The sequence below is a fragment of the Nocardiopsis alborubida genome (genome assembly GCF_012396365.1).
Taxonomy (GTDB): Bacteria; Actinomycetota; Actinomycetes; order Streptosporangiales; family Streptosporangiaceae; genus Nocardiopsis; species Nocardiopsis alborubida.
Genome location: NZ_JAAXPG010000005.1, coordinates 247,983 through 273,537, shown reverse-complemented (window position 1 = coordinate 273,537; position 25,555 = coordinate 247,983). Strand labels below are relative to the sequence as shown.

Annotated in this window: 19 protein-coding genes and 1 other RNA gene; 4 read left to right on the top strand and 16 right to left on the bottom strand. The window is 71.8% G+C overall.

Features of this window, described 5'->3' with window-relative positions:
* The 4 genes from HGB44_RS07680 to HGB44_RS07665 form a co-directional block, all read right to left on the bottom strand.
* The coding region (locus tag HGB44_RS07680) for a glycosyltransferase family 4 protein (RefSeq protein WP_168443979.1) at positions 1-1,479 on the bottom strand (1,479 nt) is incomplete at its 3' end.
* A 233-nt stretch (positions 1,480-1,712) separates the two neighbouring features.
* Positions 1,713-1,853, bottom strand: coding sequence for a hypothetical protein (locus tag HGB44_RS07675; RefSeq protein ID WP_168443978.1), 141 nt, complete (start codon positions 1,851-1,853; stop codon positions 1,713-1,715).
* A complete protein-coding gene (locus tag HGB44_RS07670) occupies positions 1,850-3,712 on the bottom strand; it encodes a hypothetical protein (RefSeq protein ID WP_394327811.1) in 1,863 nt (620 codons plus the stop codon). Before HGB44_RS07670 ends, HGB44_RS07675 begins: the two co-directional genes overlap by 4 nt.
* Before the next feature lie 59 nt (positions 3,713-3,771).
* A complete protein-coding gene (locus HGB44_RS07665) occupies positions 3,772-5,691 on the bottom strand; it encodes a fibronectin type III domain-containing protein (RefSeq protein ID WP_061080569.1) in 1,920 nt (639 codons plus the stop codon).
* Positions 5,692-5,868: 177 nt separating this feature from the next.
* On the opposite strand from HGB44_RS07665, the gene HGB44_RS07660 reads away from it, so the two are divergent.
* Positions 5,869-6,762 carry a hypothetical protein gene (locus HGB44_RS07660; protein ID WP_061080570.1) on the top strand — a complete coding sequence of 298 codons (894 nt, stop codon included), beginning with the start codon at positions 5,869-5,871 and terminating at the stop codon, positions 6,760-6,762.
* A 131-nt stretch (positions 6,763-6,893) separates the two neighbouring features.
* Here HGB44_RS07660 and HGB44_RS07655 read toward each other — a convergent pair whose 3' ends face one another.
* Positions 6,894-7,409, bottom strand: a complete 516-nt coding sequence (locus tag HGB44_RS07655; RefSeq protein ID WP_061080571.1) for an NADPH-dependent FMN reductase — start codon at positions 7,407-7,409, stop codon at positions 6,894-6,896.
* Between the two features lie 581 nt (positions 7,410-7,990).
* On the opposite strand from HGB44_RS07655, the gene nagA reads away from it, so the two are divergent.
* From nagA to HGB44_RS07635, 3 genes are all read left to right on the top strand, one after another.
* Positions 7,991-9,124, top strand: a complete 1,134-nt coding sequence (gene nagA, locus HGB44_RS07645) for an N-acetylglucosamine-6-phosphate deacetylase (protein ID WP_061080572.1) — start codon at positions 7,991-7,993, stop codon at positions 9,122-9,124.
* Positions 9,125-9,228: 104 nt separating this feature from the next.
* Positions 9,229-9,540, top strand: a complete 312-nt coding sequence (locus HGB44_RS07640) for a hypothetical protein (RefSeq protein WP_013154720.1) — start codon at positions 9,229-9,231, stop codon at positions 9,538-9,540.
* Between the two features lie 165 nt (positions 9,541-9,705).
* Positions 9,706-10,674, top strand: coding sequence for an aldo/keto reductase (locus tag HGB44_RS07635; protein ID WP_061080573.1), 969 nt, complete (start codon positions 9,706-9,708; stop codon positions 10,672-10,674).
* A 103-nt stretch (positions 10,675-10,777) separates the two neighbouring features.
* Here the strand turns inward: HGB44_RS07635 and HGB44_RS07630 are convergent, their stop codons facing one another.
* From HGB44_RS07630 to HGB44_RS07580, 11 genes are all read right to left on the bottom strand, one after another.
* Positions 10,778-11,563, bottom strand: a complete 786-nt coding sequence (locus HGB44_RS07630) for a class I SAM-dependent methyltransferase (RefSeq protein WP_061080574.1) — start codon at positions 11,561-11,563, stop codon at positions 10,778-10,780.
* A 164-nt stretch (positions 11,564-11,727) separates the two neighbouring features.
* A complete protein-coding gene (locus tag HGB44_RS07625; protein ID WP_061080575.1) occupies positions 11,728-12,480 on the bottom strand; it encodes a hypothetical protein in 753 nt (250 codons plus the stop codon).
* Positions 12,477-12,809: a PadR family transcriptional regulator gene (locus tag HGB44_RS07620; protein ID WP_061080576.1), complete on the bottom strand. Its 333-nt coding sequence runs from the start codon at positions 12,807-12,809 to the stop codon at positions 12,477-12,479. Before HGB44_RS07620 ends, HGB44_RS07625 begins: the two co-directional genes overlap by 4 nt.
* A gap of 14 nt (positions 12,810-12,823) precedes the next feature.
* A complete protein-coding gene (locus HGB44_RS07615) occupies positions 12,824-13,573 on the bottom strand; it encodes a CPBP family intramembrane glutamic endopeptidase (RefSeq protein WP_061080586.1) in 750 nt (249 codons plus the stop codon).
* 399 nt (positions 13,574-13,972) lie between these two features.
* Positions 13,973-14,344, bottom strand: a transfer-messenger RNA (tmRNA) gene (gene ssrA, locus HGB44_RS07610).
* Between the two features lie 418 nt (positions 14,345-14,762).
* Positions 14,763-16,781 carry a penicillin-binding transpeptidase domain-containing protein gene (locus HGB44_RS07605; RefSeq protein ID WP_061080577.1) on the bottom strand — a complete coding sequence of 673 codons (2,019 nt, stop codon included), beginning with the start codon at positions 16,779-16,781 and terminating at the stop codon, positions 14,763-14,765.
* Between the two features lie 23 nt (positions 16,782-16,804).
* Positions 16,805-17,269: an SsrA-binding protein SmpB gene (gene smpB, locus HGB44_RS07600; RefSeq protein ID WP_017567748.1), complete on the bottom strand. Its 465-nt coding sequence runs from the start codon at positions 17,267-17,269 to the stop codon at positions 16,805-16,807.
* A gap of 75 nt (positions 17,270-17,344) precedes the next feature.
* Positions 17,345-18,256: a permease-like cell division protein FtsX gene (gene ftsX / locus HGB44_RS07595; RefSeq protein WP_210751255.1), complete on the bottom strand. Its 912-nt coding sequence runs from the start codon at positions 18,254-18,256 to the stop codon at positions 17,345-17,347.
* Positions 18,257-18,313: 57 nt separating this feature from the next.
* Positions 18,314-19,003 carry a cell division ATP-binding protein FtsE gene (gene ftsE / locus HGB44_RS07590; RefSeq protein WP_013154728.1) on the bottom strand — a complete coding sequence of 230 codons (690 nt, stop codon included), beginning with the start codon at positions 19,001-19,003 and terminating at the stop codon, positions 18,314-18,316.
* Positions 19,004-19,434: 431 nt separating this feature from the next.
* A complete protein-coding gene (gene prfB / locus HGB44_RS07585; RefSeq protein ID WP_061080579.1) occupies positions 19,435-20,553 on the bottom strand; it encodes a peptide chain release factor 2 in 1,119 nt (372 codons plus the stop codon).
* A 107-nt stretch (positions 20,554-20,660) separates the two neighbouring features.
* Positions 20,661-25,529, bottom strand: coding sequence for an NAD-glutamate dehydrogenase (locus tag HGB44_RS07580; RefSeq protein WP_061080375.1), 4,869 nt, complete (start codon positions 25,527-25,529; stop codon positions 20,661-20,663).
* Between the last annotated feature and the right edge of the window lie 26 nt (positions 25,530-25,555).

Here is a 25,555-nt window from a genome sequence, read left to right as displayed (position 1 = left end):
GGTGATGGGGGACGGGGCGCCGGGACCGTCCGGTTGCGCCGCGCAGGGAAGGCCCAGTTCCCCGGCGACGAGCCGGGTCATCCGCGCGCCGCTGGCCTCCCACGTGAACCGGGACGCCCAGGCGCGACAGGCGCGGCGGACGGCTTCGGCCCGGCGGGGATCGGACAGCTCCTCCAGGGCGCGCGCGACCACGTCGGCGAGTTCCTCGCCCTCGCGTACGAGCCACCCGGTCTCGCCGTCGCGGACCGAGTCGCGGAGTCCGTCCACATCGTAGGCCACGGTGGGCACGCCGAGGCGGGCCGCCTCGATGACGGTCAGACCCCAGCCCTCGAACTCGGAGGCGGTGACGTGGAGGTGGCACGAGGCCAGGACGCTGTTCTTGTCCTCCTCGGGCAGGAAGCCGTGCAGGCGCACGCGGTCGCCCGTGCCGTCGCGCGCGACCTGCTCTGCCAGGGGTTCGCCCTCGGGGCCGCGGCCGATGATGTGCACCTTCAGGCCGGGGTGCTCCTCGCGCAGCGCGCGGGCGAGGTCGACCACCCGCGAGACCCGTTTCTGGACGACCAGGCGGCCCAGGCTGACCACGGCCGGGCAGCCCATGTCGGCGGGGGCGGGGGCGTCGTCGAGGGGCTTCTGGGGCCCGGGGAGCCCGCCGTTGTGGATGATCTGGATCGGCGCGCGCCAGCCCAGCTTCTCGCGCATGGCACGGCGGGAGGACTCCGAGACGGTGACGGTGGTGCAGCGGCGGTAGACGCGCGAGGCCACGGCCGACTCCAGCATGCGGCCCAGCCAGGCGACCGGCGCCGGGAAGTAGGCGTTGAACTGGAGGTCGTGGACGTGGTGGACGACGCTGACCACCCGCGTGCTGCGGCGCAGGACGAGTCGGCACAGGAAGGGGATGCCGTTCATGCAGTCGAAGGCGAGCTGGTACTCGCGGCGCCACAGGGCCAGCCACGCCATGACGCGCGGGTAGACGGTGAACCTGCCGCCCATGCGGCGGATGACGATCCCGTCCCTGGTCTCCACTCGCGCCTGGTGGGGCTCACGGCTGGTGAGGAAGGTGACGATGGCCCCGCGTTCGGCCAGGTGGCGGCTGATCCGCCAGGAGTACTCCTCGGCTCCCCCCGCGGTGGACTGCCAGGGGTCGCGCCAGTTGACCATGACCAGGCGGACGCCGTCCAGGCGCGGGCCGAGGTCGGCGGGGGCGTCCGGGACGGTGGGCGCGCCCGTGCTGACCGGGACGCCTGTGTTGGCCGGGACGGGCGTGTTGGCGGGGGCGCCGGTACGGCCTGGGGTGCTCGCTTCGGCCGGGACACCCGGGGTGGCGGGGGTACCGGTGTTGTCTGGGACGCCTGGGATGGCGGGGGCGCCCGTGCCGGCCAGGGGGGCCTGGGCGGGAACGGCGGCGGCCGGGGCCTCGGTGACCGCGGGCAGGCCCGGTTCCGCCTCCTGGCGGATCCGGTGGACCTTCTGGAAGACCACACGCTCTCCTTCCGCGCGGTGTCCGGCCGGACCGCGTTCCGTTACCTCTCGCGCGCGGGTGAACACGCACGGCGACCACCTGGGGGAAGGGTGGAGCGCACGCCGAACGGGCCCGTGGGCCGGACGTCAGTGGTGGTGGGCGGCCGGGGGACGGTGCCCGGGGCCGCGGGAGTCGGGGAGTGGGGCGCCCCGCTGGGGGCGGAGCGCCCGCGGACCTCCGCCGTACGGCCTTCCTAGCGGTCGCCGTAGTTGTAGAGGGTTTCGTTCACCGGCTCCGCGGTGGCGGTCGAGTCCGTGGCGAGGTTGGTGGCCACGAAGGTGGCGCCTCCCGCCAGGGCCGCACCGATGACGCAGGCGGCGATTACCTTGATCACTTGGGGATCTCCTTCCGCGCGCCCGATCCCGCGCTGGGTCCGGAGCGCTGGAAAACGAGACTAGAACCTGATCTAGCCATAGACCAGATGATTGCCCCAACTGTAACTAACCCGCCGGTAACTTCCAACCCCGGAATGCCAGCTTTGTCAGCCTTTACATGCTGGTCCTGCACCCGGAGAAGCACCATGTCGGAGCCCTCCACCACCACGGACAGGTCCTCCACACCTGACCAGAACTGGTTATCGACCGGCGCGGACACCGCCACGTACCGCACCCCCAGCCCGCCCAGCGCCGCGGCGTCCAGCCGCTCGGGCAGGCCCGTCTGCGGATCCGGACCGAGCACCCCGGCGGCCCGCCGCGCCCGCGCGTCCTCGCCGGTCACGACCGCCTCTCCCCCGTCCGGGGTGCCCACGACCAGGTCGTCGTTCCACAGGGTGCGCCGGTCGAAGAGCTTGGTCGCCGGGTCGAGGACGACCGTGGCCCGCCCCGCCCAGTCGGGGCCGCGGTAGGCGCTCCAGGGCAGCACCAGCACCGCCCCGGGCCGGTCGTCGGCGGCCACCGCCTCCTGCGCCGTCAGCCACCCCCCGGGGAAGTGCACCGGGGCCAGCCGACCGCTCGCGCCCCACAGCAGCCCCGGCAGCACCACCACCGGCAGCAGCGCCGCGAACACCGCGAGCCCCGTCCGCAGCGGAGCGCCCTCCCGTCCAGCCAGCCACCACACGCACGCGCCGAGGCCGAGCGCCTGGACCAGGGACAACGGGGCCACGTAGAGCTGGCCGTCGCGCAGCGGCCCGAACCCCGGCCAGGCGGAGATCAGCCAGACCAGCAGCGCACGCCCCGGCCCGGTGGCGCCCAGCAGGGCGATCAGGAGGCCCAGGGCCGCGGCCGCCGACAGGCCGGGGCCGAACCCCGGTCGCTCCCTGCGCAGCAGCCACACCCAGCCCGCCAGTGACAGCAGGCACAGCAGCAGGCGGGCCGCGGCCGTCACCGGCTCGCCGTAGCCCGCCGGAACCGCACCGGAGTTCCACACCCCGCCCAGGAGCAGCAGGGAGCCGACCACCCCGAACGGGGTGTCCGATCGGGCCGCGAACGCCGCCACCCCGGCCGGGTCCGTGCCCGCCCCGCTGGCCAGGGACGGAAGCAGCCAGGGCAGGGAGACCACCACCAGCGCCAGCGCGAACAGCCCCGCCCGCGCCCACCAGACCGGTACCCGCCGGACCGGCGTGCGCGGGCGGGCTGTGAGGGCGACGGGACCGGCGGTGAGGGCGGTCAGCACCACCGACGAGAACCCGCCGACCGCGGCGGGCGCCAACGCGCGCACCAACCCGGCGAACCCCGAGCCCGGCCGCACCTCCGCCAGACGGACGGAGGCCCCCACCACCCATGGCAGCCCCGCGTAACCCAGCAGCATCGCCCACTGGCCCAACAGCAGCCGCTCGGCCACGAACGGGTTCCACACGTAGGCGGTTCCGGCGGCGGCCGACGCCACCAGGGCCCCGGCGCCGCCTCGGGGCAGCACACGCAGCACCAGGCGCGCGGCACCGGCCCCGCCCACGGCGAACACCGCCAGCAGCGCCAGCGACTGCACCACGTCCCCCGGCAGGACCGAGGACAGCGCCGCCACCACGGCGTCACTGGGAATCGCCCGGGGAAACCCGTCCGCGCCCCGCAGCACCGTGCCCAGCGACAGGCCGGGCACGAACACCATGTCGTAGCGCAGCACGTACCCGGGTCCCAGGGCGGGGCCGAGCGCCAGTACACCGGCGAGCAGACCCACGGCCCACGGCAGCAGGCGGGACAGCGACCGGGCGCCGCTCTCTCCCCGGAGGCCCTTTCCTCCCCGCACTCGCCGGACCATCAGCCCTCCGACCGACACCATCAGACCTCCGCCCCAGGAAAGCAGCCCCCGACCCTCCGTCAGCCCCGCGCGAGCAGGACGCTGTCGGAGTAGCCGCCCTCCACGTAGTCGCGGTAGGAGCGGACCACGAGTTCGTAGGGACCGGAGACCGTCGCCGACCAGCGCGGCCCCTCCCCCGCGGGGCCCAGCGTGCGCCATCCCTGTCCGTCCCCGGGACCGCGCCCGTCGCGGCGCTCGCAGTCCGGTGCGGGTGCGACGGGCTCGGGTTCCGGCTCAGGCGGCGTGGGAACGGGCATGGGGGTGGGGGTGGGCGTGGGCTTCGGCCGGGGGTCCGCGTCGGGCCCGGGGGCGGACGGTCCGCCGCTGGGGGCGGGCGATTCGACGGGGGCCTCCGAGACGCGGTCGCCCTCCAGGGACGCGTACGGGCCTCCGTCCACGGGCAGGCGCCGGCCTGCGGCCGGGAGCACGCGTCGGCCGTGGTCGGCCACGGGCGCGAACCGGCCCTCAGGCAGGGGCGCGCGCCGGTCGTCGGCCGCCCCGCAGTCCAGCGCGCGCACCCACACCTCGTAGTGGGAGGCCTCCTCGACGTCCTCCCACTCCACGGTCGCCCCGCCGTCGACGACCCGCAGCCAGGACGGCCCCGGAGGCGGGTCGTCGTTCCACACCCACTGGAGGGGCTCGGACTCCGCCCCCTCGTCCCGGCCCTTCAACGAGCGCACCACGAACTCGTAGCGGGCTCCGCTGAAGAGCGCCTCCACCAGAACGGAACGGCTGTCCCCGTCGACGCGCACCTCCACGGGAAGCACGGCGGCCTCGTCCGGGTCCGGTCCCACGCGCCGCTGCACCACCCGGTAGCCGGTCGCGCCGGGCACGGTGTCCCAGCTGAGCACGAGGCCGTCGTCGGACTCCTCCGCCACGGGCTCGGGCGCGGTCGCGGGCCCCACAGCCAGTTCCGGCAGCGGCCGCCGGTAGGTCCGGCCGACCCCCAGCGGTTCGGCGAGCGCGTCGGCGAAGGCCGCCGCGATCTTCAGCTCGCCGCGCGCGTTGGGGTGCGCCTCGTCCCAGTTGTCGCTGGCGGAGGCGTACCCGTCGGCGACCCGGGCGACCACCACGGGGGAGTCGCTGGAGGTGAGCTGCGCGGCGAGGTCCACCAGGCCCATGTTGAACCGGTCGACCTCGGCGTTGGCCCGGGGGTCCTCCACCGGCGGGAGCTCCCCGAGGACGAACCGGGTCTGCCCCCGCACGACGCGCACCGTGGACACCGTCTCGCCGACCCCCTCCAGCGCGCTGTCCGCGCCGCCGCCCGCCAGGATGTCCTCGGTCCCGGCCAGGAGGAGCAGGTAGTGCGGCTGGTACTCGGCGGCCACCCGCGCGGCACCGGCGGACAGGTCCTGCGCGGTGGTGCCCCAGCGGGCGGCGTGGTCGGTGTCGAAGTCGGGGTCGGCGTAGTCCTGGCTGCCGAACTCCCGGTCCGCCAACCCGTAGACGCCGTCGTAGGGGCCGACGAAGTCGACCTCCACCTCGGCCTCCCGCAGGTGGGACCACAGGTGGTAGCGCCAGGTGTAGTCGCCGCTGCTGCCCTGGGAGAGCGAGTCGCCGACGACCATGACGCGCAGTTCGCCGTCGGGCGGGCCCGGCACGGTGACGGGTTCCTCGGTGCGCCCGTCCTCCGCGGCCCCTCCCCCGGAGCCGGTCTGGACCAGCAGCAGGGTGACCGCCATCGCCGAGAGCATGACGCCGAGCAGCCCCAGGGGCCCGGGTTCGAAGCGGGAGTGGCTGTCCCAGCGGGGCCGGAGCCACGGGAGGCGGAGCCGTCGGGGCCACCGGTCCAGGAGCCGCTCCCAGCGGGACAGCAGCGGGCGGGGCCGCCCCGACTCGCGGGCCCGGGACCGGCGCGGGCCGAACCGGCGGAGCTGAGGCCTCCCGAAGCGGTCGGCCACACGCGACCACCACACGGAGCGTTTCTCGGATCCGCGCACCGCGCCCCCTGCGTTCCCAGAACGGGTTCTACCCCCCACAGGGGGTTCGTCAGACAAGACTAGAACTGGTTATATAGAATTCGTCAACTCTCGGCGGCTGAGCGGGACCGCCTACACCGACGTTAGCGGCCGCTGCTCGCCTCTCGACTCCGCGCCCCGACGGAAAGCAGGACCCCCGTGACCGGACTCCTGGTAGCCCTGCTGTCCGCGGTGGTCTACACCGTCGGCCTGACCGTGGAACAGCGCGCGCTGCACGGCGCGGAGTCGATCTCGATCAACCGCCCCCTCCACCTGGCCCGGGTCCTGCTCACCAACCCCCGCTGGGTGCTCGGCTGCCTCTTCGCCGCCCTGGGCAGCGTGGGCCTGATCGTCTCGCTCGGCCTCGCGCCCGTGTCCGTGGCCCAGCCCGCCTTCGCCGCGGGGGTCGCGTGCGGCATCCTCGTCATCACCCTCGCCCTGGGCGAGCGCGTCACGCGGGGCGAGTACGTGGCACTCGGCATCATGCCGGTAGCGCTCGGCCTGCTCAGCCTGTCCACCGCCGAGGGCGCCGAGACCGGGACCACCGCCGACGCCCCGCTGCTCATCACCGTCAGCCTGCTCACCGTGGCGGTGTGCCTGGTCGTCGTGGGCCTGGCCGGCGGCCGCGGCCGCTACCTGTCCGCCGCAGCCCTGGGCGCGGCCGCGGGCTTCGCCCAGGGCAGCGCGGGCCTCCAGGGCAAGGGGCTGGGCGGCCTGCTGGCCGACCACGGCCTGTGGAACGCGATCGTCCCCGCGCTGCTGTCGCCCTACCCCTACCTGTACGCGGTGGGCTGGGCGGTGGGCATCGTCCTCTTCCAGACCTCGCTCCAGCGCTCGCGCGCCTCCATCACCGCTCCGGTGTCCAACGTCGTGGGCAACGTGTTCATGGTCGTGACGGGCACGATCCTGTTCGGCGAGCGGCTGCCCGACGACCCCGTCATGCTGGCCCTGCGCGTGGGCGGGTTCGCGCTGACCCTCGTCGTGGTCGTCCTGGTCCGCGGCAACGTGGCCGCCGCTGAGGCGGACACCAGCCGCAGACGCGCCCACGCCTAGACCACGCGCGGAAGGCGCGTGGAGACGGTGGACGTGCGTGGGGACGGCGCACACCCCTTCAATGACGGGGGAAGGCGGGACGCGTCCGCGCCTCCCCCGCCGCCACGGGACCGCTGCTGCGGGAAACCCCGTCAGACAGCCACCGACACGGCCTCGCGCAGACCCGGGGCGGCGACGTCGGCCCACGCCCGCACCACGCTGTCGGGCTGGCCGGTCTCCCCCTCGGCCAGGATCAGGCCGGGCTCGGCCACCCAGGCGCCCAGGTCGGCCAGCAGGATGCGCAGGTCCTCCTCGATGCCCCTGCTGTTGCGCAGGTCCTCCACGACCGCCAGCGGAATCGCGACCGTGTGGCCCAGACCCAGCTCGGGCAGGCGGTCGAGGAAGACCTTCAGCAGACCGGTGTAGGTGCCGTGCGCCTGCGGGGAGGCGACGAGCAGGACATCGCTCTCCCGCACCTTCGCCAGCGCGGCCTCGACGGCGTCGGAGGACTCCGAGAGCAGCCCGGCGCCCAGTTCGGCGATGTCGATGACGTCGGGACGGGAGTCGACACCCGCACGGGCGGCGACCTCCGAGGCCGCGCGCAGGGCGGCGTCGCGGACGGAGGAACGGATCTGGGGGGCGGCGACGAGCACGGTGAAGCGGGTCATGCGAGAACTCCTGGGTTCGAACAGAGCGAGCCGGGATCGGAGGAGACACCAGCCGGAGAGGACGGCGGGGGTGGATGACACCGGAAGGAGGGGATGACGAACGTCCTTGGACTCTCGCGGTTCCTCGCATCCGACACGGGGAGCGGACGGCGCTGTCCGGAGACCGCCTGTGTCGGGCCTGGCAGGTCTGTCTCCGAGACCGCGGGGCGGTCCCGGCAGAACCCAGGGAAGAGATGAGCGTCCGGTGTCTGCGACAGGGCACGTGCGACAGGGCACGGAGGCGCGGGGCGGGGCCCCGCAGGGCGCTAGCTACGACAGAGCGCGCTCGCCTGCTGTCTCAGATCGACATGCAGGCGCTGGACAAGCAGCTCACCGGCGGACATGTCTCCATCATGAAGCGCCCCGGCCGTTATCGTCAATGCGTGCGCGCCCACCGCGGTGGGCGGTCCAGCCCTCGGACAGCCGTCCCAGGGAACGGGATCGCCCAGCTCCGCAGGCAATACGGAAGCCCGCGGTGACGGTCCCGAAGGCCTGTGTAATGTGCGACACACACCGACGAGACGACACGAGGGACCCCTCACATGGCCCACACCCCCGTCACACTCACCAACGCGCGCGTCGTGACCCCCGACGGGGTCCACGACGGATGGCTGAGGATCGAGAACGGCCTCGTGGCCGCGCTCGGATCGGGCGACCCCGTTCCCGGCGGCCGCGACCTCGGCGGCGCCTGGGTCGTCCCCGGGCTGGTCGACACCCACGTCCACGGCGGCGCCGGGCACGCGTTCACCGAGACCGATCCCGAGGGCGTCCGCACAACGATCGCGTTCAACCGCTCCCGGGGCGTGACCTCCCTGGTCGGCGGCCTCGTGGCCGCCACCCCGGAGGACACCGTCCGCCAGGTGGCGGCGCTGGCCGAGCTGTGCGACGCGGGCGAACTGGCGGGCATCTACCTGGAGGGCCCCTTCATCTCCCGGTCCAGATGCGGGGCGCACGACCCCGAACTGCTCCGCGACCCGGACACCGCCGAGTTCGACCGCTGGCTCAAGGCCGGACGGGGGCACGTGCGCATGGTCACGGTGGCCCCGGAGCTGCCCGGAGCGCTGGACCTGATCGGCGCGGCGGCCTCCTCCGGCGTGGTGGCGGCGGTGGGGCATACCGAGGCCACCTACGAGCAGACGCTAGCGGCCTTCGACGCGGGGGCCTCGGTGGCCACCCACCTCTACAACGCGATGCGCCCGCTGGGCCACCGCGACCCGGGACCGATCGCCGCCGCGCTGGGCGACGAGCGCGTGACGGTCGAACTGATCCTGGACAACGTGCACGTCCACCCGGGTGCGGCCGGACTGGTGTTCGACGCCGCGGGCCCGGGCAGGGTGTCCCTGGTGACGGACGCGATGTCGGCGACGGGCCTGGGCGACGGCGAGTACACGCTGGGTGACCTGCGGGTGCGGGTGAGCGGTGGCGAGGCGCGCCTGGCGGAGAGCGGGGCGATCGCCTCCAGCACGATCGTCCTGCCCCAGGCGGTGCGCAACGCCGTACGGGGCCTGGACGTCGGCGTACCCGAGGCCGTGCGGTCGGCGTCGTCGGTTCCGGCCGCGGCGCTGGGACTGGACGGGGCGGGCCGGATCGAGGTCGGAGGGCGTGCCGACATCGTCGTGCTCGACGACGACCTCGACGTGCGCGAGGTGATGTACGAGGGCGCCTGGGTGGAGTAACGGCGTGTCGTAACCGCGTTACGGACTAGTAATATAACCCTGGGTGACAATGGCGACAGGGCATCGAGGAGAGCCACCACGCTCGACACGAAAGGATCTGCGCCATGGCCAAGTCGAGACAGACGAGGGACGAGCAGCCGACCCGTGTGCCCTCCGAGGAGCACGAGCACCTCGGCAAACTCGCCGCGGAACTGTCCCGCTACGACGTACGGGCGGACGTGGTCGACGAACAGTCGTCGCCGTGCCTGCGCGTGCGCAACCCGTCATCCGCGTGTGCGGTTGAGGACGTGATCTGTGAGCGCCGAGAGCACGACTACGCGTTCATCGCCTCGTTCGGGGTCTACCTCGGCAGCAGCGGGAGCCTCGGCGTCACGGCCCACAAGGTCGCCTGGCTCGTGGGAGCCACCGAGGCGTGACAGCCACGCGGGACGGGTGCGGTGCGACCGGCACCGCACCCGTCCGCGTATCGCCCCCGCCCCCCATGGAACTTTACGACGTAGATTCATGGAGGTCGCGCGGGGAGCCCGGACCCCGGCACCCTAGAGTCGTGCCGTCCCACTCCCTCGACGGAAGGCGAGCCCATGGACTACGTCAAGCTGGGCCGGACCGGACTGGACGTCTCCCGCGTCACCCTCGGCTGCATGAGCTACGGAGACCCCGCCAGGGGCACCCACGACTGGACCCTGGACGAGGAGGCCAGCAGACCCTTCATCCGCCAGGCGATCGAGGCGGGCGTCAACTTCTTCGACACCGCCAACACCTACTCGGACGGCAGCAGCGAGGAGATCGTCGGCCGCGCCCTGGCCGAGTACGCCGACCGCGACGAGATCGTGCTGGCCACCAAGGTGTTCGGCCGCACCCGCCCGGGCCCCAACGGCGGCGGGCTCTCGCGCAAGGCCGTCATGACCGAGATCGACCACAGCCTGCGGCGCCTGGGCACCGACTACGTGGACCTCTACCAGATCCACCGCTGGGACCCCGCCACTCCGATCGAGGAGACCGTCGAGGCCCTGCACGACGTGGTCAGGGCGGGCAAGGCCCGCTACGTGGGCGCCTCCTCGATGTACGCCTGGCAGTTCGCCAAGGCGCTGCGGGTCGCCGACGTCAACGGCTGGACCAGGTTCGCCACCATGCAGAACCACTACAACCTGCTCTACCGCGAGGAGGAGCGGGAGATGCTGCCCCTGTGCGCGGACGAGGGCATCGGGGTCATCCCGTGGAGCCCCCTGGCGCGCGGTCGGCTCACCCGCCCGTGGGACGCCGAGACGGAGCGCAGCCGCGGTGACGCGTTCGGCGCGCGGCTGTACGCGGAGGCGGACCGGTCGATCGCGGACGCCGTCGGCGCGATCGCCGAGAGGCGCGGGGTCTCCCGTGCCCAGGTCGCCCTGGCCTGGGTGTCCCGGAACCCCGCGGTGACCTCGCCGATCATCGGCGCCACCAGGCCGCACCACCTGGACGACGCGATCGCGTCGCTGTCGCTGGAGCTGACCGGGGACGAGGTGGAGGAACTGGAGCGCCACTACACGCCGCGCCCGACCTCCGGCTTCTGACGCCGACCGGCGCGGGGCCGCCCCCGGCCCCGCGCCCGCGGGGAGGCGCTGAGGACGCCGGGGCCGCTCCGGAACACCCGGGGCGGACGAGAACCCGACGGGGTCAGCCGCGCGCGGTGACGCGGATCTTGGACTGGCCGTGCGGACGCTCCTCCCAGTCCTCCATGAACCGGGCCGACAGCCCGTGCTTCTCCGCGAGGGTGATCAGCGTTTCGGTCCGGTAGTAGAAGTCCTCCCGCAGCACCTGGTGCTCGACTCCCTCGGTCCGGTCGTAGGTGAAGTCGAAGAACCCGCCCGGAGCCAGGACCCGCTCGACGTTGGCCAGACACTCGTCGATCACCTCGATGGGCGAGTGCGAGAACACGCTGTGCGCGTGGACGACGTCGAAGTACCCCTCCGGCAGGAAGGAGAAGGTCAGGTCCCGCGTGATGGTCAGGTGCGGCAGCTTCTCCTGCAACCCGCGTTCGGCCAGCACACCCTTCGCGGCGATGAGGATGTCCGGGGAGATGTCGATCCCGTAGTAGCCGCCCGGGTCGAGGTAGTCGATCAGCCGCCACCCTGCGCGCAGGTTCCCGCAGCCGATGTCGAGCATCCGGTGCTCCGGTCTGAGGCCGTGTTCGACCAGGTAGTCGAACTGCATCTGCCCCAGCGCCAGCCAACGCTCCTGGCTCTGGCTGCCCACAGCCGCCTTGGGGTCGCGGGCGGCGTCGGAGGCCATCACCGCCCGGTAGTAGTCCACGTGGTCGCGGTGGGTCAGGCGCAGCTTCAGGTCACGGGCGGAGCGGCGCACGTACGGCACCACCTTGCCGGGGTTGCGCAGTGCGTAGCGCACCTTGTGGACCAGGGAGGAGCGGTCGGCGTTGAGGGAGGCGGCTGTCTTCTTCGGCATCGGCAGGCTTTCGGTCGAAGGCTCTAGCTCACCCGCGGATACGGGGTCGGGGGGCAAAGAGGATAACGCTTTCGTCGCGGCGCGGGCTCACCGCCTCGGATCCGACCGTACCCGGAAAGTCACCGAGAGTGCGGTATCCGCCCTCCGGGGCGCCCCCGCCGAGGTCAGCCGCGGCCGCGTCGGGCCGCCACCAGCCGCGCTGCGCCCCGGAGGAGCCCGACGGCGAGGAGCGCGCCGAGGACCGCACCGAGCGCGAACCCGGCCCAGTCGGCGGTGCCCTCCGCCCCGGCGGCCCCGTCCGCCAGGCGCGGGATCGACCAGGTCCCCGCCACCACCGCGACCAGCAGGCAGGCGCCGATGGCCAGTGCGCCCCTCCAGCCCAGGAAGTAGCGGCGGCGGCCGGGCGCGGGCGGGGCCGCCAGTTCGGCCGCGGGCCCGGCGGTGGCCGACCCCGGGCGCTTGAAGTAGGCCAGGACCGACCAGTGGCCGCACGGCTCCCACCCCTCGGGCGCCAGACGCGCCGCGAGGCGCTCGCGGTCGCCCGGACCGGGGCTGAGTTCCTGGCGGTACTCCCACGTCTGCGGCCGCTCGGGGGCGCGGCGGCTGACGAAGCGGCCGAGCCGGTCCACCCGCTCCACCTCCCAGCCCTGGGCGCCCATCGCGGCGAGGCGGGCGGGGCCCTCGAAGGCGTCGGCGGACCAGACCAGCACGTCCGGCTGCGCGGCGGCCTCGTCCCGCGCGCCGGGCGGGGGCGTCAGGGCGTCGGCGAACTCCTCGACCGGACCGAACTCCTCCTCCGGGTCGACCCCGCTCTCGGCCGTGTGCGCGGCCAGGTCCTCCAACAGGACGCGGGACCTGTCCGCGTCCACACCGCGTTCGTCCAGCCGGCCGGCGAGCCGGGTGAGGTAGTCGTTCATCGGATTCCCCCCTCTTCGAGCACCGAGCGCACCGATGCGTCGAACTCCATCCAGGCCGAGCCCTGTTCGCTCAGGACGGCGCGGCCCTCGTCGGTCAGTACGTAGTAGCGGCGGCCTGGGCCCTTCTCGGCCGCCCGGTACTCGGCGGCCACCAGCCCGGCCTCCTCCAGCCGGTTGAGCACGGGGTAGAGCGTCCCGCCCCGGATCCTGCCGAACCCGGACTCGTCCAGCCGCCTGGCGATCGCGTAACCGTAGCTCTCACCCCCGGTCAGGCTGGCCAGGACCAGGAGGTCAAGCACCCCCTTGAGCCAGCTCGCGCGGCGGTCCATGCGTGTCTCCCCCTTCATCGGGCACTGCCGACACTGATTGTCCCGGCTTCGCGGCGCCCCGGGGTCACCAGGAGGGAGCGCAGGTCCATCAGGACGTGCAGGAACACCGGCAGCAGCAGGCTGCCCGTGCTCAGGTACAGGTGGGTGAAGCCGAAACCGACCAGGGTGACGAGGACGACGCCGGTGCGGCCCTGGTAGACGTGGGCGACGGCGAAGACGGCCAGGCTGAGCCCGGCGGCGACGACCGCGTCCAGCCCCAGGGAGACGCCGAGGGCGATGAGCAGACCGCGGAAGACGACCTCCTCGCACACGCCCGCGGTGACCGAGGCCCCGGCCGCAGCCCAGCGCTCGCGCCGGTCGCGCGGCAGCATCGCGGAGACCGCCCGTTGGCCGGCCAGGAGGCGGCGGTCCAGCCCGGTCACCCGCATCAGCGCGAGGCCCGCCACGACCGCGACGAGTACGCCGGTCATCGTTGCGAGGGTGTCGGCCATGCCCGCCTCGGGAACCGCGAACCCCACGTCCGCGAAGCGCAGTCCGGGTGAGACGGCCACGATCAGCAGGACGACCGCGGTGAGCCCCCACCAGACGAGGGCGCTGGTGCCGAACAGTCGCAGCAGCGCTCCGGAGTCGGTGTCGCGCACGCGCTCCAGCCGGGCGTAGGCGCTCCTGCCCCACCAGGGTTCGACGACCAGCAGGTAGAGCACGACCAGCGCGGCCAGTCCCAGTCCGAGGGACGAGAACTCCATGGTCGGGGGGAACGCCATCTCCACACCTCCGTGTTCGTGTTCGCTACCTAGACCATAGAGCTACCTAGTTAGGAATACAACCTAGATAGTGGCACCGCTCCCTTCCGTAGGCACGCGAAACGCCCCTGACCCACCACGAACAGGCAGGTCAGGGGCGCAGGCGGGCACAAGAAAGCGGGCTGCCGCAAGGAGGCGAAAAGCCTCCGAGCAGCAGCCCGATCACACGTGGAACCAGGACAGACCAGCCACGACCCGCGAGGAGGAGCCTCGCGTTGCAGGAAAACGCCCCACCCACCCTGCCGACCAGCGCAACGCAGGCCACAGGGGGGCATCTCGGGGGGCCGGGGGTCTCCCCCCGGAAAGCATCGCGGGCTGCGGCGAGCCGGTCGGAGACCGGCGAGCAGCAGCCCGCGCGACATGTGGAGGTGGCGGGAATCGAACCCGCGTCCTTCAGCACCGAGCCAGGGCTTCTCCGGGTGCAGTCCGCGCTGTCGTTCTACTCGGCCCCAGCGCTTGCACGGACACATCGCTGACAGGCCCAGCCACGAAAATGTCCCGCTCAGGCCCCGTGGCCTGATCTGAGCGGTGAGTCATCTAGCTGATGCCGGGATCTGGGCCGATGACGAGCCCAGGCCGACAGAGACGCTATCGCTTAGGCAGCGAGAGCGAACTCAGTGCGCTTAGAATTGGCACTTGTGTTTACGCGAATGCAGGATTAACGAGGTCACAAACGCAACCCTCGACCCGCTTCCCCTGGAACGACTACCGAAGTCGAAACCGATCACCCCCTGTGCAGTTTTCACGGCCTCCCCGCCAGGCGGGGCGACCGACAAGCGAGCGGCGAACGCTCGCGCGTCCGTCACTCTACCTGTTGAACAGCACGGGGGCCAAGCTGATTCCCGCTCGCGGAGGGGAATCCGCGACCGCCTCCGGGCCGGGCAGGGAGAAACCCCCGCGGGCGCGGACGCAAGAGGTGGTCGACGCGACCCGCGGGGGCGGTCGGCAGGGTCGGGCCGACCTTGGGAAACGACAGGATCTCCCCCGAGATGAGGTCCTGTCCCTCACTGGTCCGCTACCCCCTGTCGCGGCCCAGTCATAGGGGAAGACGCGAGCGGACCCCCGGGAGGTTGCCCGGGGGTCCGCTCTTTGCCAGGTTCTGCCCTGTCCTGAGGCAACGGTGACCGGAGCCGCCGTCAACCGGCCGGCCCTACCAGCCGGTCTCCTCCGCGCCCGTCAGGTCGGCCTGGTTGGTCGGCCCCGTCTGTTCCGAGGGCAGGCCCACACCCTCGGTGGTCGTGGGACCGCCGGGCACCTGCTCGCCGGTGGTCGGTCCCGCGGGGACCTCCTCGGGCACCCCGTTGGCCATCCCGCTGAGGAAGGAGCCCGCGGCGTTCACCGCGTGCTGCGACACCAGCGTCGTCGCCGGGTCCGCCTCGGCCATGACGGCGAAGGCCACGTCGTCCTTGTAGCCGACGAACCAGTGCAGCGAGGTGTCGCCCTGCTCCACGCGTGCCGCCTGCCCGTGGACCTCTCCCCCGGTGGCGAGCAGCTCGGGCATGCGGTTGACCACCGCGTCGCGCAGCCCGGTGCGGACCACATCCAGGTGGGCCGCGTCCAGGGAGGCGGCCCCGATCGGGTCCGGCCCCTCCTCGGGCACCAGGGTCGGCGCGTTCCACGTACCGTCCGCGACCGCTGCCGCGACCAGGGCCATGGACAGCGGGCTGACCCGCACGCCGTGCTCACCGATCATGGCCGCGGCCACGTTCTCCTCGCCCTCCTCCACGGCCACCGAGCCCGAGGAGGCCGGGACGGGCAGCTGCCACTCGGCGCCGATACCCATCCGCCCGGCGGTCTCGGCGAGCGCATCCGGCCCCACCTCGGCGCCCAGGCCCGCGAACCCGACGTTGCAGCTGAAGGTGATGTTGCGGGCCAGGGTGGGCTGGTCGAGCAGGGCCCCGCCGCCCGGGTTGACGAAGGTGCGTCCGCCGATCTCCGCGGAGTAGCCGCAGGGCACCTCGCTCTCGGGGGTGGCCGCGCCCGACTCCAGGGCGGCCAGGGCGGTGACCATGCCGAAGGTGCTGCCCGGCAGGTAGGAGCCGGTGAAGGCGTTGTCGTCCGCGGTGCTGCCCGAGGCGCTGGCCGCGGCCAGGACCTCGCCGCTGCCGGTGTCGACCGCCACCAGGTAGCCGTTGCCCGGCACCATGTCCAGCGCGTGCTCGGCGGCCCGCTGCACGTCCAGGTCCAGGGTGGTGTCGATGGCCCCGCTGAGCGAGCCCTCCCACGCCTCCAGGACGTCGGTGATCTGACCCTCCTGGTCCAGGGAGACCACCTGGGTGGTGCCCGAACCGGCCAGCTCGTGCTGGAAGATGTTCTGGAGCCCGTTCAGGCCGACGGTGTCGCCCGCCTGGTAGGAGCCGGGCACGCGGGAGGAGACCCGGTGCTCGGCGGTGCCGGCGACCTCGCCCAGCAGGAAGGGCGACACCGAGGGGGTCAGGTTGACCTGGACCTCCTGGGTGTCCACCCCGGAGATCCGCGAGGCCTCGCTCAGCAGCGTCTCGTCCACGCTGGAGCCGCGCATGAGCACCAGCGGCTGGAACTGCTCGGGCGGCGCGGAGCGCACCCGGTTCAGGAGCGGGTCGGGGTCCTCGTCGAGGAGTTCGGCGAGCTGGGTGACCCCGGCCTCCTTGTCCTCCATGTCCGCGGGGTAGACGCCGAAGGCCGTCACGCTGTCCGCGGTGACCAGCGGCTCGCCCTCGCGGTCGAGGATCTGGCCGCGCTCCTGGCTCTCGTAGCTGACCGCGAGGCGCTCCTCCTCGCTCAGGTCGGGGTGCAGCACGCTCGTGGACCAGGAGATGCGCCAGCCGTCGGGGCCCCACTCCAGGGGCATGCGCCCGGTGTAGCTCCAGGTCGGGTCGCCGATGCCGAGGTCGGCGTTGACGCCGAACTCGGCCTGGGCCGACTCCCCCTCACGGGAGATGGGTCCGAGCTGGAAGCGCAGGGAGGCCAGGTCGAGCTGCTCGCGCATGTCCGTGAGGGCCGCGGACACCTGTGCGGGATCGCCGTCGGTGTAGGCGGCGGCGGTCTCGTGGTCACCGTCCTGCCAGGCGAGCAGGAAGGACCTGACCGCCACCTCGGGACTGGGGTGCGGTGTGCACGCGACCAGGGCGGCGGCGAGGAGCAGGCCGCTGCCGGCGGCCGTGATCCGGCCGAGGGGACGGGGGGACACCGTGTGTGTTCCTTTCGGGTGCCTCATCGACGGCGGCGGATCGCGCGTTCCATGTCGCGCTTCGCCTCGCGCTCGGCGATGTCGTGGCGCTTGTCGTACTCACGCTTACCGCGGGCCAGAGCGATCTCCACCTTGGCGCGCCCGTCACTGAAGTACAGGGACAGCGGGACGAGCGTGCGGCCGGGTTCCCGGGTCTTGCCGATCAGCCGGGAGATCTGCTCGCGGTGCAGGAGTAGCTTACGCGATCGTCGGGCGGCGTGGTTGGTCCACGTCCCCTGGGAGTACTCGGGGATGTGGACGTTCTCCAGCCACACCTCGCCGTCGTTGATGTGCGCGAAGCCGTCCACGAGGGAGGCGCGGCCCTGCCGCAGCGACTTGACCTCGGTACCGGTGAGGACGAGGCCCGCCTCGTAGGTCTCGTCGATGTGGTAGTCGTGCCGGGCCCGGCGGTTCTGCGCGATGAGCTTGCGCCCGGTCTCCCGTGCCACAGGTGTGTCCCTTCATACGTCCGGGGGGCACGTGGCCCCCCGGTGTCGAATTCTCCCCCGCCCCAGGCGGCCGCGTCAGACCTTGAGGTAGCGGCGCAGGGTGAGGAACGAGGTGATGGTGCACAGCAGGATGCCGAGGATCATCGAGACGCCGATGACGTACATCAGCGAACCCGCGCCCAGGGCCACGTCGAACTGGAACCAGTCCTCGATCCGCGTGAGCAGGGTGTAGCGGGTGGCCACGATGAAGCCGGAGGCGATCAGACCGCCGATGAGGCCGGCGACCGCGCCCTCCAGCAGGAACGGCAGCTGGATGTAGAAGTTCGACGCGCCGACCAGCCGCATGATGCCGGTCTCACGGCGGCGGCTGTAGGCCGACAGCCGGATGGTGTTGCCGATCAGCAGCGCTGCGGCGGCCAGCTGGACCCCCGCGAGCACCAGGGCGGCCGCGCGCAGGCCGTCCAGCAGCCCGAAGAACTGCTCCAGCACGAGCTCGTCGTCGGAGATGCTGTCGACGCCCGGAGCACCCTCCACCGCGGAGCGCACGGTCTGGTAGTGGGAGGGGTCGGTGAGCTGCACCCGGTAGTTGTCCGGGATGTCGCCCTCCTGCGCGGCGTTGGCCAGCGCCTCGTTGGAGGGGCCCATCCGGTCCTGGAAGTCCTGCCAGGCCTCGGCCGAGGTGAGGTAGGTGTACTCCTGCACCTGGGCCAGGCCGTCGAGGGTCTGCTCCAGCGCCTGGCGGTCCTCGTCGGTGGCCGGACCGTTCTCCTGGCAGGTCGTCGTGGGCGAGATCTCGGTGCACATGTAGATGGTGAGCGTGATCCGCTCGTCCCAGTAGTTGCGCATCTCGGAGACCTGCTGGTTGACCAGTAGACCGGCGCCGAAAAGAGTCAGTGAGATGGCCACCGTCGTGATGACCGCGATGGTCATCGTCAGGTTTCGGCGAAGGCCGATCCACGTCTCGGAGAGAACGAATTGTGCTCGCATGATCTGTTAAAGGTCCATCCTTCGGGGCTTCGCCGCGCCGGTCCTCGCAGCGGGAGGTCAGTACGCCTGGCCGTAGACGCCGCGCGTCTGGTCGCGCACTACCAAGCCCTCTTCAAGCTCGATCACGCGCTTGCGCATCGAGTCGACGATGGCGGCGTCGTGGGTCGCCATGACGACGGTGGTGCCCGTGCGGTTGATTCGGTCCAGCACCTTCATGATGCCGATGGAGGTCGCGGGGTCGATGTTGCCCGTGGGCTCGTCGGCCAGCAGGATCTGGGGACGGTTGACGAACGCGCGGGCGATGGCCACGCGCTGCTGCTCACCGCCGGAGAGCTCGTTGGGCATCCGCCCGGCCTTGCCCTCCAGGCCGACGAGTTCGACGACCTCGGGGACGACCTTGCGGATGAAGCGGCGGGGCTTGCCGATGACCTCCAGAGCGAAGGCGACGTTCTCGAAGACGTTCTTGTTCGGCAGCAGGCGGAAGTCCTGGAAGACGCAGCCGATACGGCGGCGCAGGTGGGGGACCTTCCAGTTGGACAGGCGCGCCAGGTCCTTGCCGGCGACGTGCACACGTCCCTTGTCGGGCTTCTCCTCCTTGAGGACCAAGCGGAGGAAGGTCGACTTGCCGGAGCCGGACGGGCCGACCAGGAAGACGAACTCGCCCTTGTCTACGTCAATGGAAACGCCGTCGAGCGCGGGGCGCTTCTGGGTCGGGTAGACCTTGGTGACGTTATCGAAGTGGATCACAGGCGCATCACAAGGTTCTCGAAGGTATGGGCACCCGCAGTGGAGGGCACTCCGCGCGGGATCGTACCGGCCACATGGCCAATCGACAGTGTAGAGGGGGGAGCGGCCCGGATTGTCCCGGTCGCCTCACACCCGAAGATCAGTGCACCATCGGACAACAGCCTCGATCATATCGGAGGCGTCAACCGATGATAACGTTCACATATAGCAGTTTCGGTAAAACTGCGGAGACGTGATCATCACCATTGGGACACAACATCCACATCTGTCCCGCCTTCTCACCCGGGGTGCCACCGCCGCGACCGGGCGTGTCCCCGACCTCCACAGGAGCCGTCCCGGCCGCCGGGGGCTCCGGCCGCGCGGGCCGCGGACCCCGGGTTCCGTTTCGTTCGCCACTCTCCCCCGCGGCGGAGCCGCCGGGGCAGACGCCCCTAGACGTCCTCGGAGCGCTCGCGGCTGCGCATCCAGCGGATCTCGGCGTCGATGAACTCGTCGATGTCCCCGTCCAGCACACCCGAGGTGTTGCCGGTCTCGGCGCCGGTGCGCACGTCCTTGACGCTCTGGTACGGGTGCAGGACGTAGTTGCGCATCTGGGTGCCCCAGCTGCTCACCGAGTCGCCGCGGATCTCGTCCAGCGCCGCCTGCTCCTCCTCGCGCTTGCGCACCAGCAGCTTGGCCTGGAGCATCGACATGGCCGTGGCCTTGTTCTGCAGCTGCGACCGCTCGTTCTGGCATGACACCACGATGCCGGTCGGCAGGTGGGTGATGCGCACCGCCGAGTCGGTGGTGTTGACGCCCTGGCCGCCGGGGCCGCTGGAGCGGTACACGTCCACCCGCAGGTCGCCGTCGTCGATCTCGATGTGGTCGCTCTGCTCCACCACCGGGACGACGTCCACGCCCGCGAACGAGGTCTGGCGCCGGTTCTGGTTGTCGAAGGGCGAGATGCGCACCAGGCGGTGCGTGCCGTGCTCGCCGCGCAGGGTGCCGTAGGCGAACGGGGTCTTGACCGCGAAGGAGGTGGACTTGATGCCCGCCTCCTCGGCGTAGGAGGTCTCGTAGATGTCGGTGGGGTAGCCGTGCCGCTCGGCCCAGCGCAGGTACATGCGCTGGAGCATCTGCGCCCAGTCCGCGGCGTCCACGCCGCCCGCCTGGGAGTTGATCGTGACGATGGCCTCGCGCTCGTCGTGCGGCCCGTTGAGGAGGGTGCGCACCTCCAGCTCACCGATCTCCTTGCGCAGCTGGTCGAGCTCGCGGTCGGCCTCGGCCTTGGTGTCGGCGTCGTCCTCGCCCTCGGCCAGCTCGTAGAGCACACCGAGGTCGTCGAGCCGCTGGCTGATGCCGTTGACCTTGTTGACCATGGACTCCAGGCTGGAGAGCTGGCGCGTCACCTTCTGCGCGTTGTCCTGGTCGGCCCACAGTTCGGGGTCCGCGGACTGCTCGCGCAACTCGGCGATCTGCGTGTGCATGGCCTCCAGGTCCAACACGGCGCTGACGCTCGCCAGGGTCGCCGCGAGGTCCTTGATCTTCTCTGCTGGGTCCAGTTCTGCCACGGACCCCAGTGTAGGCCCCAAACAGGGGCGGGCTCCCCGCGCCACCGGCGCGGGGAGCCCGTCGGGGTCGGAGGCGGGGCCTGGGCCCTGCCTGGCCGCCCCGGGCGCTAGTCCACCAGGCCGCGGAAGGACCGCAGCGCCACGGACAGCGTGGCCAGGTCGAAGCGCTCGTTCTCCTGGATCTCCGACAGCGTGATCCCGGCGCGCTGCACCCGGTCGCGGTTCTGGTCGATCCACGCGGCGATCAGCTCGGAGGGCTCCTGCTCCGGGCCGCTCTCCAGCACCCGCGCGGTCAGGTCGGCGTGCGCCGCGTACAGGTCGTCGCGCAGCGAGGAGCGCGCCGTCGTCACCCACCGGTCGTCGCGCGGCAGGTCGATGATGCGCTCGCGCCACCAGCTGATGTTGAGCCGGTCGGCCAGCTCGAAGTAGAGCTCGGCGACCTTCTCCACCGGACGCCCGGTGCGCTGGGCGATCTCCACCAGGTCCAGCGTGGAGTAGGCGGGCACCATCACGGCCACCTGCTCGGCCAGCTCGGTCGGCACACCCATCGACGTGTAGCGGTCGCGGCGCTCGACGAAGGCCTCGCGGTCGCGGCCCCGCAGCAGCTGGACCAGCTGCGGCAGCACCTCGCCCACCCCGTCGGCGAAGTAGCCGATCTCGCTGCTGATGTCGAAGGGGAAGGTGCGGTTGCGCAGCAGCCACCGGGCGGAGCGCTCGGCGAGCTTGCGCGCCTCCAGCAGCAGGACGAGCTGGCTGTCCATCGAGATCTCGTGGTCCAACTCCTCCAACCTGCTCCAGAACCGGCGCAGCCCCAGCACGTCCTGCACCACCAGGTAGGCGCGGGCGATGTCGGCGGAGCTGGATCCCAGCTCCTCGTTGAGCCGGAACGCGAAGGTCAGACCGGAGCGGTTGACCATCTGGTTGACGACCTGGTTGACGATGATCTCCCGGCGCAGCGGGTGGGAGTGCACGCCCGCGGCGAAGCGCTCCGACCGCAGGGGCGTCGGGAAGTACGCCGTCAGGGTGTCGGTCAGGTACGGGTCCTCGGACAGGTCGGACAGGTCGAGCTGGTCCTTGAGGCTGATCTTGGTGTACGACAGCAGCGTGGCGAACTCCGGGCTGGTCAGGCCCCTGCCCGCCGCGCGCCGCTCCGCGATCGTCTTGTCGGAGGGCAGGTCCTCCTGCTTGCGCTTGAGCACCCTGGTGCGCTCCAGGTGGCGCATGTACCGGCCGTGGACGTGCAGCATCTGGCCGTCCTGCTTGCGCGCGGCGGCCAGCACGGTGTTCTGCGCGTCGTTGTTGTCCAGGACCAGTTCGGCGACCTCGTCGGTCATGTCGATGAACAGCTGGTCGCGCTCGGCCTTGTCCAGCTTGCCCGCCAGCACCTCCCGGTCCAGCATGATCTTGATGTTGACCTCGTGGTCGGAGGTGTCCACACCGGCGGAGTTGTCGATGAAGTCGGTGTTGATCCGGCCGCCCGCGCGGGCGAACTCGATCCGCGCGTCCTGGGTCAGGCCCAGGTTGCCGCCCTCACCGACCACCTTGACGCGCAGCTCGGCGGCGTCCACGCGCAGCTGGTCGTTGGCCTTGTCGCCCGCGTCGGCGTGCGTCTCGCTGCTGGCCTTGACGTAGGTGCCGATGCCGCCGTTCCACAGCAGGTCGACGGGGGAGGTGAGCACGCACCGGATCAGCTCGTCCGGTGTGAGGCTCCGCACCTCCTCGTCGATGCCGAGCGCCTCGCGCACCTGCGGCGTGATCGGCACGGACTTGGCCGTGCGCGGGTGCACGCCGCCGCCCTCGGAGATGAGCTTGGGGTCGTAGTCCTCCCACGTGCTGCGGGGCAGGTCGAAGACGCGCTTGCGCTCCACCCAGGAGGTGTGCGGGTCGGGGTCGGGGTCGAGGAAGACGTGGCGGTGGTCGAAGGCCGCGATCAGCCGGATCTGCTGGGAGAGCAGCATGCCGTTGCCGAACACGTCGCCGGACATGTCGCCGATGCCGACGACGGTGAACGGCTCCTCCTGCACGTTCACGCCCATCTCGCGGAAGTGGAAACGGACCGACTCCCAGGCGCCGCGCGCGGTGATGCCCATGGCCTTGTGGTCGTAGCCGACCGAGCCGCCGGAGGCGAAGGCGTCGCCGAGCCAGAAGCCGCGCTCGGTGGAGATGGCGTTGGCGGTGTCGGAGAAGGTGGCGGTGCCCTTGTCGGCGGCGACCACGAGGTAGGAGTCGTCACCGTCGTGCAGGACGGTGCGCTCGGGGTGCACGGTCTCGCCGTCCACGAGGTTGTCGGTGACGTCGAGCAGGCCGCTGATGAACTGCTTGTAGCAGGCCACGACCTCGGCCATCACCTCGTCGCGGGTGCCGTTCTGGGGCAGCCGCTTGCACACGAAGCCGCCCTTGGCGCCGCTGGGGACGATGACGGAGTTCTTGACCATCTGGGCCTTGACCAGGCCCAGGATCTCGGTGCGGAAGTCCTCGAAGCGGTCCGACCAGCGCAGTCCGCCGCGCGCGACCGCGCCGAAGCGCAGGTGCACGCCCTCCACGCGCGGGGAGTAGACGTACATCTCGAACCGGGGCCGCGGGTGGGGCAGGTCCGGGATCTCCTGCGGGTCGAGCTTGAGCACCAGGTAGGGGTGGCCCTGGTAGTGGTTGGTGCGCAGGGTGGCGCGGATGGCCGCCAGGAACGCGCGCAGGATGCGGTCGTGGTCCAGGCTGGCCACGGCCTCCAGCTCGCCCTCGACCTTGCGGACGAGGACGTCGGCGCGCTCGTCGCGGCCCTCGCCGGGCTGGTCGGGGTCGAAGCGGGTCTCGAACAGCTCGACCAGCAGGTTGGCGATCCCGACGTTGGCCACCAGCACGTCGGCCAGGTACTCGGGGGTGAACGTGGACCCGGTCTGGCGCAGGTACTTGGCGTAGGCGCGCAGCACGGTGAGCTGGCGCCAGTCCAGGCCCGCCCGCACCACCAGGGCGTTGAACCGGTCGCTCTCGCCCAGGTCGCGCCAGGAGGCGTCGAAGGCCTCCTCGAACAGGCACTTGAGGCGCTCGGGAGCCAGGTCGGACTCGGGGATCGGGCCGAGGCCGAAGTCGTAGATCCACACCCTGCCCACGTCCCGGACGGTGACGTCGTAGGGCCACTCGTCGACGACCTCCACGCCCAGGTTCTCCAGGACGGGCAGGACGCGCGAGAGCGAGATGGGCTCGCCGATCCGGTAGAGACGGAACCGCCAGCAGCCGGGGTCGGCGTCCTCGCGCTGGTACAGGACCGCGGAGAACTCGCCGTGGCGCCGCTCGGGGTCGGTGCGGGCGAGGAGCTTCTCCAGCTCGCGGATGTCGCCCGCCGCGGTGGCGGGGCTGTTGTCGACCTTGTAGGCCTCGGTGAGGCCGCCCGAGTAGCGCTCCTTGAACTCGGTGGCGCGCACCGGGCCGAAGGCCGCGGCGAGGGCGTCGTCGAGGTCCAGGTCCCAGGAGCGGGCCGCCTCGCGGACCTTCTCCTCCAGGGCGACCTGGTCGATGTCGGCGAGGGTGCGCCCGTGCTGGGCGCGGGCCACCAGGTACAGGCGGGCCAGCGGGGCGGAGCCGATGAGCACGTTGTGGTCCATCGTGGCCCCGTGGAAGGCCTCGGCGAGGACCTTCTGGATGTCCAGGCGCACCCGGGTGCTGTACTGGTCGCGCGGCATGTACACGAAGCAGGACATGTACCGGCCGCCGTAGGGGTCGCGGCGCATGAACAGCTTGGTGCCGCGCCGGTCGCGCAGGCGCAGGACTCCGCGGACGATGTTGTACAGCTCTCCCACGGGGATCTGGAGGAGCTCCTCGCGGGGGAAGGTCTCCAGCAGCTCGGTGAGGTCCTTGCCGTCGTAGCTGTCGGCCTCGAACCCGGCCAGGGCCAGGACCTCGGCCTGCTTGCGGCGCATGATGGGGATCTGGGCGATGCTGGTGGTGCTGGCCTGGGAGGTGAACAGGCCGAGGAACCGGCGCTCGCCGACGATGTTGCCCTGGGCGTCGAACTTCTTGACGCCGATGTAGTCCAGGTACTTGGGGCGGTGGACCGTGGCGCGCGAGTTGGCCTTGGTCAGGACCAGGATGTAGGGCTCGCGGGCCTTGCCCCGGATCTCGGGGGGCAGGGCGGCGAAGCTGGTGGAGGCGGGCGAGTCCATGCGCAGGATGCCCAGGCCCGAGCCGGGCTCGGGGCGCAGGGAGTCGTCGCCGTTCTCGTCGGTGACCAGGGTGTACTCGCGGTAGCCCATGAAGGTGAAGTGGCGTCCCGCGGCCCAGCGCAGGAAGTCGACGCTCTCGCCGATCTCGCGCGGGTCCACTCCCCCGGCCACGAGCCGGTCGGGGTAGGCCGCGAGCTCGTCGGCGATCCGGATGGCCCGGTCGCTCATCTTGCCGGCGTCCTCGTCCACGTAGCGCACGTCGGCCAGGACGGACTCGACGCGGGCGGTGATCTCCCGCAGGCGCTCGGGGTCGGGCTGCGGGTCGATCTCGATGTGCATCCAGGACTCGTCGATGGGCAGCAGGCCCTCGCCGCCGGTCTCCGGGTCCACCCGGGCCAGGCGGCCCTGCAGGTCGCGGCCGACGGTCATCTGGGGGTGGATGATCAGCCGGACCCCGGCACCGAGGTCGCTGAGGGCCATGGTGACGGAGGAGACGAGGAAGGGGGCGTTGTCGGTGACGATCTCCACGACGCCGGTCTGCTGGTCCCAGCCGTCGCGCGCGGCGTCGGGGGTGTAGACGCGGACCTTTGCCCGTCCGGCGGCGCGCTGGGCACCGAAGGAGCGGTGGGCCTCGGCCGCGCCGCAGATCTGCTCGGGGGAGCGGCCGCTGATCTCCTCGGGGTCCGTGTGCCGGTAGTACACGGGGAGGAAGCGGCGGACGGCGTCGGCCTCCTCGGGGCTGATGCGCGCCCCGGGGGACCACTTGGCGGCCGCCTCACTGAGCAGCTTCTGGAGCTGGACGTCGGATTGCCCGGACATAGGGATCTCTCACTCCTTTGTGAGCA